The following is a 13,682-nucleotide window of genomic DNA, read 5'->3' on the forward strand; positions in this document are numbered from 1 at the left end:
ATGTCGGACTTGCTCAAAATGAATTTTTTAATTGACTACAAAAATAAAAAAACCACTACGTTTTCAATAGAAAAGTAGTGGTTATATTAGGGAAACGAATGTTAAAAAATGAATTTCTTAACAACTGTAATATTATTTTCTAAAGTTGCTTTAATTAGTAAGGCTTGATTATTATTTATTAATCCAGAAAGTGAAACTTCTGATGCATTAATATTATCCTTTGAAAAAACAACTCTTCCTAGCATATCATATGCAATTATACTGGCTATATTTGATTTTGTGGAAACCATTTTAGGCAGCTTATTCTCATTGAAAAGATAAACTGAATTTTCAATTCCTATGAAATCATTATTTGACAACAATAAGTTTTTATAATGTAAAACAAATCTATCTTCAAAAAGACCCATATTACTTGAAAAAGTATATGGACTTACTTTTAAATCATGAAATGTATTAGTCACTTTATCTTCTAAAAACACATCTTTGTCATTAAAGAAAATACCTAATTCAGATATTGAAATTTCAAAACTTGTAACAGCATTTATTGTCGATTTAAATCCAAAGACAACTTGATCGTCAATATTCCATGGCAACTCTCTTGCTTGAATTGCTAAAGTATGTCCTGGTATGATTGAATAAAAACTTACAAAAACACCATCAATTTGTTCACCATCTACACCAACGTCATATCCGTTGGTTGCATCTGTCAAATATTGAACTACTTGCTGTTTAAATGCGCCGCCTGAATTAGACAAATCTAATCGTATTAGATTATCGTCTTCTTCATCAAATGTTTCATTTTGAGAACTTGAACGAAAAAATCTTCCATTATTCCCTGCCTGTCTCATAGCATTAGTAAAAGTTACTGTTCCTGTTGAAGAAGATCGTGCAAAAAAACCTTGACCTGCTGCCATGTATCGATTTGGAACTACACCTCCAGAACTTGCTGCTGTTCCTGCTGTTCTAGTGCGAACAGCATAATCATTTGCAGTAAATACATTTGATGCAATTGCTGTATTATGTGTCCAATAATATAGTGTATTTATAGATGAGTTGTCTATTAAATCACGAGTATCTAAAGCGGACGGATAAGGGTTTCCTAATAAATTATAATTCCCTAGAATAGGATCCCAAGCAACCACATTTTGAGTATAATCACCATTATTAGGTACACCCTCAAAAATCCCATTAAAAACTTGTGCCGTGGAATTATAACCCTGGGGTGCTCTAATAGCATATCCTTTACCTATTTGCATTGTATTTGCTTGGTTTTCTATAACCCAAGTGTTTGTCGTTGCATTAAAAGTGAAAAATTTATCACCTAATGTTAAAGGTGAAAAAACATTCAAAACTTGACCAGCAACCGGTGAAGACCAATATGTATAATCATATTGAATCATTGGTTCTGCATTTCTTCTATATTCGATGCTTCCTGTGTTTACTGCTGACGGATTATTCTGTACTAATGAACAATTATTTCTGACGATAAATTTTCCTGTCCCCAATACCTGTATATCATTTTCAACTGTAATTGTTGAAGACGATTGGATGCTTAATGTTGCTCCAGACTGAACGATTATACTTTTCGCTTCTGTATTTACAGTAATAGTACATGTACCTGATGCTATTATAGCATCAACTGTAATTGTTGGCACACCATTATCCCAAGAAGCTCCTGTCCATGTGGTTGTTTGACTAAAACTTAATTGAAAAAACAAAAAAGTTAAAGCAATTAAAATTTTAGTAGCGTAGTTTTTTTTCATGTGTAACTATTTGAATTTAAAAGCAATAAAACTATTTTATTTAATTTTATCGGAAATTTCCATTTTTTTTCGCATTTGATCTGGATTTGCATTTCGTGTTGTATCCAAAGCTTGCAACATTAATTCTTCTCCAATTTCTTTTGGGATGGCTTTTTTAATGATAATTTCATCCCATTGTTTGTATAAACCTTTAATTTCTTCATTAATTTCTGGAATCAATTTGGCAATTCTTTGTTCTGGAATAACTCTCAAATTCATAAAAGTTTCTAACGATTTTAATTTGGTATTTAAAGTCGTAATTCTGCTTAAAATTTGAGGTTTATTGTACTCCAAAGGAATTGTAATCGCTAAAGTATCTGCTTTTGAAGACAAGTTTTTAGTTTTCATTTGAAAAGCAGACAAAGTAGATTGTGGCTTTTGAAGCATTTCGATTTCAAACTGGCGCCATTCGATCCATTTGTTCAAAGTAATATTTACTTCTGGTCTTGCAGTAGGAAAATTGAATTGCCACATTTTAGAAATATTTTTAAAAACGGCTTCGTTTTTTTGTGCTATTCTTTGTGCTTCTAATTGTTGATTTTCACTTTCACAAGAAATCAATATTAAAAACAAAAACGATAAACTATATAAGAAAACTTTCATTTTATTAGATTAAAAAGCAAAGGTACAAATGTTTAGTAAACGTAGTGACTTTTCTAATAATATCTTAACATTCAATTTGAATCTAAATTGTTAATCCATTAAGAATAACCATTTAAAGGATGTTAATTTATTAAATATTTAAATTAACCCGTTAATTGGTAAAAATATCACAAAAAAGCATCTGAAAAATTAGTGCTAAAATGTTATATTTGTTTCCTCTATAATCTATCAAATGGATACAAAAATTTTAATAATTGGTGCTTGTGGTCAAATAGGCACCGAACTTACAGCAAAGCTGAGAGCAACATACGGCGTAAACAATGTAATTGCTTCTGATATTAGAAAATTAGAAAATGATGTAGTAAATAATGGTATTTTCGAAGTTGTAAATGCTTTAGATTACAACCAAATTGAACATTTACTTGAAAAATATCAAATTACCGATGTGTATTTAATGGCGGCTTTACTTTCGGCTACGGCTGAAAAAAATCCAGCCTTTGCATGGGATTTGAATATGAATTCGTTGTTTCATGTTTTAAATTTAGCCAAAGCAGGGAAAATCAAAAAGGTTTTTTGGCCTTCGAGTATCGCGGTTTTTGGACCTACAACTCCAAGACAAAACACACCACAATATACCGTTATGGAACCTTCAACTGTTTACGGAATTTCGAAACAAACTGGTGAAAGATGGTGTGAATATTATCACAAACAATATGGTGTAGATGTAAGAAGTATTCGTTATCCTGGTTTAATTAGTTGGAGCACTGAAGCAGGCGGAGGAACTACAGATTACGCAGTAGATATTTATCATAAAGCGATTACCGATGGAAAATTCACGAGTTTTTTATCTGAAAATTCAGAATTGCCTATGATGTATATGGATGATGCGATAAAAGCAACCATTGGAATTATGCAAGCTCCAGCGGAACAAGTTAAAATTCGTTCTGCTTATAATTTAGCAGCAATGAGTTTTACTCCGAAACAAATTGGTGAAGAAATTAAAAAACACTATCCAAATTTTGAATTAAGCTACGAACCTGATTTTCGTCAGAAAATTGCAGATAGTTGGCCAGCAAGTATTGATGATACTTCGGCAAGAGAAGATTGGGGTTGGAAAAACGATTTCGATTTAGAAAACATGACCGTAGAAATGTTCAAAAACTTAAACGAACATACCTATAAAAAATAAAAAAACGTCCCGTAATATCGGGACGTTTTCCATTAAAACAAAAAACAAACTTACTCCTGAACGATAGGAGCTCTCAATGATTCTAGCACAGCAACAACTTCTCCAATTAAAACAGGGTCTGTAACGCCATTTAAACCAGCTGCTGCTCCTACGTATCCTATAAATTTATCGTATTCAGCATCATTTGATTTTTTCCCCATACGAGGATTTTGTGCTGGATCATGCGCTGCTACCATGTTTAATCCAGTGTAGGTATTAGTAGCTCCTCCTCCAGTATTTGCTGAAAAGAAATCGGTCAAATTATCACTTAATATAGCAACATTAGTTGCGTTACCACTTAATGCTTCTGAAATTACTGGTGCAAAATGCTCACCTAAATTACCTTCAGCTCCAACCACAATATCAGAAACAATTAAAGTAATCGTAGAATCTACCACAGAACGATAGCTCAATCTCCCTTGTTCTATCATTTGTCCCGGATTATTTGGATCAGCAACCATAGTGGTTCCTCCTAACTTTGCATATAAAGATGCTGGCTCTGCTGCTTTGTCATCGTCACTACAAGAAGTAACAAATGCACCCGATGCAATAAATAAAGCCAATAAGGCTAGTTTTGAAAAATTTTTCATAGTAATAGTATTTAGAAATTAATTAAAAATTCGTTGAATTCCTCTAGAAAACTTATAGCTAAAGCTATCTTCATTCATTACTGGGCAAGCCGTTTTATTTTCTAACTCTTTTGGTAATGTAAAACGTTCTGCCTTGTAATTACCCATGGCTATTAACTTGTCATAAATAGTTTTCGAATCGGCTATTTTTATATCGTGAAAGAAAACTAAAACACCAGTTTCTCTATTTAATCTATCAGTTTTTACCCCTGGAATAGATTTTAAATTTCGATGGATTTCCTTTGCCTTTAATGAATCTATGGGTTCTTTAAAATCGATTCGACTAATTTGTAACGATGCATTATCTATAACTAAAGGTTTGGCTGTGGCGATATGAACCACTAAAACCACAAAAAGTATCAGGAAAATTCCGAAGATGCTTCCCAAAGCAATTTTGACTTTTTTATTAATTTTCATTTTATCTGAGCTTTTTTGTTTTAATGATTTACGTAAACAATTTCTCTTTGGTTTTCTGAAAATGAAAAAAAAGTGAATTTTAACATTTAGACATAAAAAATCCCAAGACAAATTGCATTGGGATTGAATATTATTTTTGTTTATTCTTATTTCTTTTCGGAAAGAATTTTGTCTTCTATTACCGATTTTATTTTTACAACTTCGTCCGAATTCTCATTTGGTACCGTCATTGAAAGCACGTAATGCTTAATTTTCCATTGCCCGTTTTCTAGCACTAAAACACCAGAACCGCGACAAATTTTCATTTGCGTACTCAATAATTCGTCAAACCAAACCGTTTTTCCGTTTTCACTAAAATAGATATTGCGTTCGATTGCTTTAAAGTTCCATACTTTCCCTTTATCGAAATACGGTTTTGCAAAAGCTTGAAATTGCTTTTTATTCCAATTTTCAGTAGCATCTGTTCCAATAAAAATCGATTCATCGGACATGGCTGAAAAATACGCTTCATAGTCTGCTACCGCAGCCGCTTTATGCCAATTGTCTAAAATTATAGTGATATTTTGTTTTTCTGATTGTAGTTTTTCCTCACAGGGTTTGCAGGAGAAAGCTAGAGTTGCTAGGAATAAGATTGATAGTTTTTTCATGGTCTCTTCGTATTTACCCTCCTTTGGAGGGGAATCATCTAAATTATAAAATATTAATTACAACAGTTTTTACATTTACAAATTCTTTGATGCCGTCTTCAGCTAATTCTCTTCCGTAGCCTGATTTTTTAATACCTCCGAAAGGCAATCTTGGGTCGGATTTTACCATTTCGTTAATGAAAACGGCACCTTCGTTAAAAGCTGATATCTTGGTTTTGATGAAATCAATGTCTTGAGTAAAAATGGAAACGCCCAAACCAAATTCCGATTGATTGCTTAATTCAATTGCTTCTTCAATGGTTTTGAAAGTAATAATTGCTGCTACAGGACCGAATGTTTCTTCTTTGAAAACAGGCATTTCTGTTGTTATGTTTGTTAAAATTGTGGGTTCATAAAAAGCGTCTTTTCGGTTTCCGCCAACAATTAACTTTGCTCCCATTTGAATGGATTTTTGAACTTGGACTTCTAATTCTTCGGCCAAATCAACTCGTGCTAACGAACCTATTTGCGTTTCTTTATCTAATGGATTTTCGGTTTTTAAGTTTTGAATGGCTATTTTGAATTTTGCCACAAACTCTTCTGCGATATTTTCATGAACTAAAAAGCGTTTGGCTGCGATACAACTTTGTCCTGCGTTTTGCATTCGGGCATTGACAGCTGTTGCTACTGCTTTTTCTAAATTGGCGTCTTCTAAAATGATGAAAGCATTGCTTCCGCCTAATTCTAAAACGCATTTTTTTAAGTGTTTTCCAGCTTCGGTGGCGACTGCGATTCCGGCTTGCTCGCTACCTGTTAAGGAAACGGCTTTAATAATTGGATTAGCGATAACTTTAGCTACTTCGCTACTTGGAATAGGTAAATCTTGATAACTACCTTTTGGAAAACCAGCTCTCTCAAATATTACTTGAATTAATTTGGCAGATTTTGGAACATTACTTGCATGTTTTACCACAACTGTATTTCCAGCAATAATAGTTGGAACCGCAAATCGGAATACTTGCCAAAACGGAAAATTCCATGGCATTACTCCTAAAATTACTCCTAAAGGCTCGTAGGTAACAAAACTTTCAGAAGCATCGGTTTTTATAGTTTTTATGGCTAAAAAGGTTTCGGCATATTCGTAATAGTAATTACACAAAAGGGCACATTTTTCAACCTCAGCAATGGCTTGCGAAATGGGTTTGTGCATTTCAGTAGTAATGCAAGTTGCATACTCCTCTTTGTTTTCTAAAAGTAGTTTAGCTAATTGAGGTAAAAAAGAAATTCGATTTTGAATACTTAAATTACGCCAATAAAATTGAGTATTTTGCGAAATTTCTAAAAGATTTTGCATGCTGAAAGGTTTTTGTAAAAATACTAATTTTAATTGAAAACGAGGTTCGCGTTAGGGATGGAAGAGGAAATCCTTTATTTATAAAATTCTTAAATTTTATAAATAAAGATTGCAACGTACAGCCCGACCCTTGTGGGAACGCCCAAATTCAAAAGGAAATGATATCTTTGCGAGGTATTTTACAACTTAAATAAAATGGAAGATTGTTTTGAAACCTTAATTTCGAGTTATTTGGATTCGAAAGTGGGCATTGTGGAACATTTTGTATCGGAAGAATTAGCGCAACATTTGATAAACAGATTGTTTGAATTGAAAGAACAAAATTTACTAAAAGCCGCTGGAATAGGAAATGCAGCAAAATTAACTCAAAATTCGGCGATAAGAAGTGATGCTATTTATTGGCTAGACCGAGCGAATAATAATGAATATGAAAATGCATTTTTAGATCAAGTAGATGCTTTTGTGGCGTATTTGAACCGCAGTTGTTATACTGGAATTACGGGTTATGAATTTCATTTTGCGTTGTTTGATAAAGGTAGTTTTTACAGAAAACATTTAGATCAATTCCAAGATAATTCAAGCCGACAGTTTTCGATGATTACCTATTTGAACGAAAATTGGCAACCTGAAGATGGTGGTGAATTGTGCATTTACGATGGCGATGTTACTCAAAAAGTAGCTCCAACGAATAGAAAAACGGTTTTTTTTAAGAGCAATGAATTGGTTCATGAAGTTTTGGAAACCAATAAATCTCGATTGAGCGTTACGGGTTGGTTGAGAAGAGATTAAAATAAAAAAGCCAGTTTTTCAACTGGCTTTTTTTGATGAAAAAACAAAAATTACTTAACAACCAACTTTTTTGTAATTCCTTCTGAAGTTTTAACTAAATAAACTCCTGATTGCAATTTTGATATATTTATACTTAGTGCTTCTTTTTCTGAAAAGATTAATTTTCCTGTTACATCATACAATTCAATATCTGCCACTCTATTAAAATAAACTAATTCTGAATTTGATGCAGGATTTGGGAAAATTACAAATGTTTTAGGCTCAGCATTAAAATCAGGATTTGAAAGCGTATTTTCATCCACTTCGTAAATAGTAATGGTTCCGCTGATTTCATTGGCTACCAAAATATAACCTTTACCTGTTGCGCTATTTGCTGGGGCAATGTAAGTAATTCCTTCTGGACCATGATCGCCTGAATAAGCTGACGTACTTCTTGAATTTTTATAATCTACAAAAACTGGGTTATTCGGATTGGTAATATTATAAACCATTACACCACCCACTCTTTCTAAAGAAACAAAAGCAAAAGTTTCAGTTGCAATTTGAGCAATTGTTACACCTTCTGGCTCTGGACCTTTTGCACGACTTCTTCCTTTAGGAGTGTTATCTTCGTGATCTGCGTTGAAAAGTGTTGGTAAATTTGCTGCCGTGTAACGTTCAAAATCATCTCCACTATCAAAAACTATCTGTTTGGTTGAAGTATTGAAAATAGAAAACGAACGTGTTCCTACACAATGAATGGTTTCAAATTGTGCATCTGCATCGGTATTTCCGTTAAGATTTGTTGCTCTAAATCTTCCTAAATTGTGATTCTGTTTTAAAACTGAAGCATTTGGAAATATTGTAGCATCTAAACCAAAAGAACCTGAACTAACGGCAACTCTCTCTGTAAAAGCACCATATTCTTTTTCATCTCCTTCGTTTGCAGTTACTAAAAAAGTAGTTCCTCCAACGGTATAACTTGCAACACCATCTGGAATAAAGTAGGCTTGAATAGGCCAATTCGCAATTAAAACCTGACCATTGTTGTCAGAAACATCAAATCCGTTACCAGGTAAACTAATGTCTTTTGTTCCTAATGCCCAAACGTCTGAAATTGTATTATTTGTTAAATTAATTTCGGCAATGGCATTATTTTCTTGTAAGGTTACCCATGCTTTTTGAGAATCAGCACTTATGGTGATGTATTCTGGTTCAAAATCTTGAGATAATGTACTTGTTGATTTTAATTTTCTAACTCCGGATGCAATTAAAGTCGCTTCTTGAGTATTGTATGCCGTGAATAACAACGTTGTTACATTTGATTGAGATAACGATGCAATTCCACCAGAAATATCAATAATACTTACCGAACCTTCAGGATCAATTGAATAATCTGTATTTGGTTGTCCTTCATTAGCAGTCATTACTTTTGTACCGTCTGGAGAAAAAGTAATCATATCAGGAAGTGCTCCAACAGTGACTTGTTTTAAAAATGTTCCATTCGTATCGAAAAACACAACCGAACCGTTCAATGTTTCATCTGCATTTGGTGAAGCTACTGCTACAATTCCGTTTTTAACCGCAACGCTTGTAACTCCTCCGTATGGGTTAATATTTACTGAACTAATTACAGAAGGATTCGTTGGATTTGAGAAATCGATAATATCTAAATATCCTGCTACTGCACTTGTGGTAAACAAACGTTGTGAAGTTGGATCGTGAACCACAATTTCACATGTACTTGTACTAGCTCCTGAAGGATCAAAACTTCCAATATAATTCAATTCGATTTGGTTGCTTGGAATTGGAGCCTGACTATCGTTATCCACAATATAAATGGTAGTAGTTGGGGTTCCAGAAATTGAAATTCCTGATGCGCTTTCTAAACTCAAAACAAAATATTCTGAATGTTGTTCTTCTGAACTGTCATCTAAAATTGGGATATTTATAGTTAATGTTGCTGGTGATGATTCCGTTATAAATATAGTTTGTGACGCTAATGTAAAATCCGCATTATCTGCTGTACTAAATGGAACCGATTTTACTACTAAATCTACCAAACTCGTTGCTGGATTTGCAATGTTCAAAACCAACGATAACGTTCCTTGATTTTCATTTACTGTAATGAAATTAGATGCGAAAGAAATATTAGGATTTGCTGTGGTGAAAATTCCAGATTGTATAGTAGTTATTCCATTATCGTTTAAATCTTCAACTGTATTTGGCAATAAAGCTATGTAATACGTTTGGTTAACCGTTAAACTTGAAAGCGGCGTAATTGAAATTACATTCCCTGAAATTGTAGCATCAAAAGGAACGATTGCTCCAGTTGCATTATTCAAGCGCAATTCAACAATAGCGTCAACATTATTATTGTCGATTACACTATTGTTTACTAATCGAATAGCTTCGTTAAAAGAAATTGTTGGAACAACATTCGTTGCCACATTTGTAGCGTTATTTAAAGGAAATAAACTAGCTACAGGAGCAATAACATCAGGACCACCAAAAGTTGTACCTTCTAAAGTGAAGTTGTCAAATCGATTGTTTCCAACCGTTCCACCTGAACCTTGTTGAAATTCCACTTTCAGTTTAAAATTTGGATTGTTATCAGTAGCATCGATTCCTGAAAAATCTAATGTGACTAAAGTAGGATCTCCGTTATTTGGAATCACATTAGTAAAAGGAAGATAATTTGTTCCATCAATAGAATACGACCAAACTTGCGTTCCTGCACCAGAACCCGAACGTCGAGTTGCAAATTTTACAATACAATTTTCATAACCAGTTGTTGGCAATGTAAATTCTAAAGCTCCACCAATAGGGTCGTTAAATCGTAGATGTGTTCCTGAAACATCACTATTCCTTGCGTTTAAATTTAAAACATTAAAATTTTGACCCGTTCCATTAGCGAAATCAATTACACTAATTCCTCCCGGAATAGCAATCAAACTTGCTCCGCCTAACGTTTGACTTGGAGTTGTAATTGTAGCAATTGATGTACTGTTATTAAAGTTCCAATAATGTACTAATGTTTGTCCGTAAGTAGTAGAAACAAACAAAACTAAAAGTAGTGATAAGAATCTGCTACTCTTTTTAGTAGTGTAATTTTTATTCATTTTTGTGTTGATTAATGTTGCACAAAATTGAATTTCAAAAGTTATAAGGAAGTGAATTAAAAAATAAGAAAGTATTAAATTGCTACTATCTATTATTTTCTAAAGGTTAAGCGATAATGTTATAATAATATTATGGAAAAGATTCGATTTCATTTTGATAATATAAAAAAAGAGCAACACTTTCGTATTGCTCTTTTTGCTCCCCCTCTTGGGGAGTATAAATGAAATTTATAAAAACAAAATACTTTGTAAAGCACTAATATTAAAAGGTTTTTAAAATAATTTTCGTGCATCATCTTGCATGTTGTTGGATAAAATTTCACTAAAAAAGGTTATTATGTTGGATAAAATTTTTACTTTTGTAAAAAATCACACTATGGCTTCAATAATATTTTACCCCTACAAACCAAAAGGAAACTCAAAAGTTTACGTAAGATGTACTTTAAAAAGAGGTATGGATTTTAGACTTTCAACAGGACTAACAATCCAAGAAGCTTCATTATGGCAAGATGGCTTTCCTAAATCAAGAGCTGGAGCTGAATATAGAACTTTAGAAAAAAAACTCCGAGAATTAAAATCACATATTGAAGACTGCCTAATAGAAGTTGAGCAGAGCCAAGAATTATCTTCAAATGATTTAAATAGTAGATGGTTTAAAAATGTAATACTATCATTTTTCAATGAAGCTCCAGTAGAAGAGAGTAATCTACTAATACCATTTACAAAAAAGTTTATTCATGAATTGACTAACAAAACCTATCTCAAAAAGGGTAGAAAAGAGAAATATACTCAAAACACTATTGATAAGTACAAATACTTTCTGAAAAATTTAGAAGACTATCAAACACACTTAAATAAAAAAATAAAGATTAATGATGTCAACAGTAAATTTGCAGACAAATTTGCAGATTACTTAAAAACAAAAAAAAGTCAATCGATTAACACTATTGGTAGAGAATTAAAAAGATTAAAAACAATCATCAAAGATGCTGATTTCTCAGGAATAGCCATTGACAAAAGCTATAACCATATAAAAGGCTTTGAGGATGAAACCATAGTAAACTTTTTAACATTTGATGAAATTGAAACAATAATTAATACCAATATGCCTGATTCAAACCACGAAATCGCAAAAGATTGGTTAATCATTGGCTGTTATACTGGACAAAGAATTTCTGATTTGTATAGAATGGAAAAATCAATGCTAAAGAATATCAATGGAATGAACTTTATAGAATTAAAACAATTTAAAACAAAAAAATTAGTTACAATTCCTATTCATTATAAAGTAAATGATGTACTGAAAAAATACAATGGAGATTTTCCACCAAACTTAAATTCAAAAGAAGTCAGTAACAGAACCAATTTATCGAAACTCATGAAAAAAGTTTGTGAAATAGCTAAGATTAACTCAATAGAAAGAGGGAGATATAATGGTGTTTTAGGCTTTTATCCAAAATTTCAATTAATTCAAAATCATTCATGCAGAAGAGCCTTCTGCTCCAACTTTTACGGCTTAGAAGGATGGACAACACCTATGATTATGGCTATTTCAGGACATGAAACAGAAAGAAATTTTCTACGCTATATAGATAGAGAAGACAATTCATTGAGTATACAAGCAGCTCAAAACTTTAAAGAAATGGAAAGAAAAGATAATTTTGAAAAAGAAAAGCAAATTTTACGAAAAGCATAAAATATGGAAAATGAAATTGGATTGACTAATTTGTATAAGTCAGATTATTCTAAATCATTTTTTGATTTTGGAAATGCAGAAATTCCTAATGAAATTTATGAGATAAAATTTGGAGCAAATTATCCAATTAATCTCTATAACACATCACAAGGCACATTCATAATTTCAAAAGTAAAAGATTTTGGCTATAATTCAGATGAATTCTTTGGCAACTCTTATCCTTTTGAGTATATGAAAGAAAACTATGTGAAAATAGACAAACTAAACACAAATCTATTTAACAACTTTCAATATTCAGGGGGAATCTTTGATTTGTTTAACAAAGACAACTTGAAGGAACAATACTATTTTTTTATGATTCTCAATTGGGCAAACTATATTGGAGAAAATAAAAATGAATATGAAGATTTAATACATTGTAAATACACTAACCTAAGAGAATTAGTTAAAATCGAGAAGTTTGGTTCAATTTCTAATTTTATAATTCAAGAAACTAAAAGGATTAAAAATCTATTTGAAAGAGACGTTGAAAAATTTTTCTTAGAAACGACAAATTCAGAAAATCAAACAGCTTACTTAAACAAAGTGATAGGCTTTATTGTTAAAGATTATGAATATCTTCGAAATATCTCACTTTCAAAGGACAATCAATGTTTTTCATTCATATTCTTTATGCTGAATAATGAATATATAAAAATTTTCAAACACTTTATAAATGAATATGAAACAGCTATCTCTGAGAAAAACAAATCTGACTTAAAAAATTACCTCACCAAAATAAGGTCAAAAAAATCAGCATTTGAACTAAATAAAAATTTAACGAAAGATAAAAAAACAGAAATCATATCAAGATTAAGAGAAAATCTGATAAGTAATGGGTTTATTAGAGATATAGCAACATCTGATTTTAGGTGTTTTGTTGATGGCGAAAAAATTCCAAAAATAAAAGTTGACTGGTTAGATTCTAAAACCACATTATTTACATTTTACAAATTGCTTAATAAAAACAATATTATAAAAGATTCAAGAAATGAACATTGGAAAATTATTTGCATCCACTTTTCAGTTAGAGGGAACAACATTTTCCCAAAGGACCTAGTAGGATTAAAAGAAACCACAAACAATATAAAATTCAAAAAACTAAAGTCATTCATTGAGGATTTACATGTAAACACTCTTACTTAATAATTTTTTTCACCTTTTTTCAAACCCATAAATAGCTCTATTTTAAAAAAACAACAAGTTTTTAAAGTATTGATTTTCAGTTATTTTTAGACTCTTAGACAAAACTAAGAGTCTTTTTTTTGTTCAAAACTCCCTCTAGTTTTGCTGTAATGAATTTAAAAAGTATTTACAAATGACAGAAATTAAAATTGTACAATCAACCTGCAAATTCCAGTGATATTGATCACCCAATTCCAATTTAAAGTGACCACC

General features: G+C 31.8%; 11 protein-coding genes. 4 read left to right on the forward strand and 7 right to left on the reverse strand.

All coding sequences use genetic code 11. The features are described 5' to 3' along the window. Positions 1–101: 101 nt before the first annotated feature. Both B2741_RS11825 and B2741_RS11830 read right to left on the reverse strand, forming a co-directional pair. On the reverse strand, positions 102–1,763 hold the full coding sequence (locus B2741_RS11825; RefSeq protein ID WP_291139115.1) for a T9SS sorting signal type C domain-containing protein: 1,662 nt from the start codon (positions 1,761–1,763) through the stop codon (positions 102–104). A gap of 36 nt (positions 1,764–1,799) precedes the next feature. Beyond that, entirely contained in the window at positions 1,800–2,405 is a 606-nt protein-coding gene (locus tag B2741_RS11830) for a hypothetical protein (protein ID WP_291139117.1), read from the reverse strand. A 232-nt stretch (positions 2,406–2,637) separates the two neighbouring features. Between B2741_RS11830 and B2741_RS11835 the strand changes: the two genes are divergently transcribed. Next, positions 2,638–3,594 carry an NAD-dependent epimerase/dehydratase family protein gene (locus B2741_RS11835; RefSeq protein WP_291139119.1) on the forward strand — a complete coding sequence of 319 codons (957 nt, stop codon included), beginning with the start codon at positions 2,638–2,640 and terminating at the stop codon, positions 3,592–3,594. A gap of 50 nt (positions 3,595–3,644) precedes the next feature. On the opposite strand, the gene B2741_RS11840 is transcribed toward B2741_RS11835, so the two are convergent. The 4 genes from B2741_RS11840 to B2741_RS11855 form a co-directional block, all read right to left on the reverse strand. Continuing rightward, positions 3,645–4,223 (reverse strand): hypothetical protein, encoded by a 579-nt coding sequence (locus B2741_RS11840; protein ID WP_291139122.1) that lies wholly within the window; start codon positions 4,221–4,223, stop codon positions 3,645–3,647. 18 nt (positions 4,224–4,241) lie between these two features. Further along, the gene (locus B2741_RS11845) at positions 4,242–4,679 is read right to left on the reverse strand and encodes a hypothetical protein (protein ID WP_133608756.1); all 438 of its coding nucleotides are present in this window, start codon (positions 4,677–4,679) and stop codon (positions 4,242–4,244) included. Between the two features lie 146 nt (positions 4,680–4,825). Continuing rightward, positions 4,826–5,326 carry a nuclear transport factor 2 family protein gene (locus B2741_RS11850; RefSeq protein WP_291139125.1) on the reverse strand — a complete coding sequence of 167 codons (501 nt, stop codon included), beginning with the start codon at positions 5,324–5,326 and terminating at the stop codon, positions 4,826–4,828. Between the two features lie 43 nt (positions 5,327–5,369). Further along, the gene (locus B2741_RS11855) at positions 5,370–6,659 is read right to left on the reverse strand and encodes an NAD-dependent succinate-semialdehyde dehydrogenase (protein ID WP_291139129.1); all 1,290 of its coding nucleotides are present in this window, start codon (positions 6,657–6,659) and stop codon (positions 5,370–5,372) included. A 195-nt stretch (positions 6,660–6,854) separates the two neighbouring features. On the opposite strand from B2741_RS11855, the gene B2741_RS11860 reads away from it, so the two are divergent. Further along, positions 6,855–7,448, forward strand: a complete 594-nt coding sequence (locus tag B2741_RS11860; RefSeq protein ID WP_291139132.1) for a 2OG-Fe(II) oxygenase — start codon at positions 6,855–6,857, stop codon at positions 7,446–7,448. Between the two features lie 50 nt (positions 7,449–7,498). On the opposite strand, the gene B2741_RS11865 is transcribed toward B2741_RS11860, so the two are convergent. Next, positions 7,499–10,549 (reverse strand): choice-of-anchor I family protein, encoded by a 3,051-nt coding sequence (locus tag B2741_RS11865; protein ID WP_291139135.1) that lies wholly within the window; start codon positions 10,547–10,549, stop codon positions 7,499–7,501. 340 nt (positions 10,550–10,889) lie between these two features. Here B2741_RS11865 and B2741_RS11870 point away from each other — a divergent pair, with 340 nt between their 5' ends. Together B2741_RS11870 and B2741_RS11875 are read left to right on the forward strand one after the other, a co-directional pair. Then, complete coding sequence (locus B2741_RS11870; protein ID WP_291139138.1) at positions 10,890–12,245, forward strand: tyrosine-type recombinase/integrase; 1,356 nt, start codon at positions 10,890–10,892, stop codon at positions 12,243–12,245. 3 nt (positions 12,246–12,248) lie between these two features. Next, a complete protein-coding gene (locus B2741_RS11875) occupies positions 12,249–13,430 on the forward strand; it encodes a hypothetical protein (RefSeq protein WP_291139141.1) in 1,182 nt (393 codons plus the stop codon). Positions 13,431–13,682 lie beyond the last annotated feature (252 nt).

It is taken from the genome of Flavobacterium sp. UBA7663 (genome assembly GCF_002483315.1).
In the GTDB taxonomy this organism is placed as follows: Bacteria; Bacteroidota; Bacteroidia; order Flavobacteriales; family Flavobacteriaceae; genus Flavobacterium.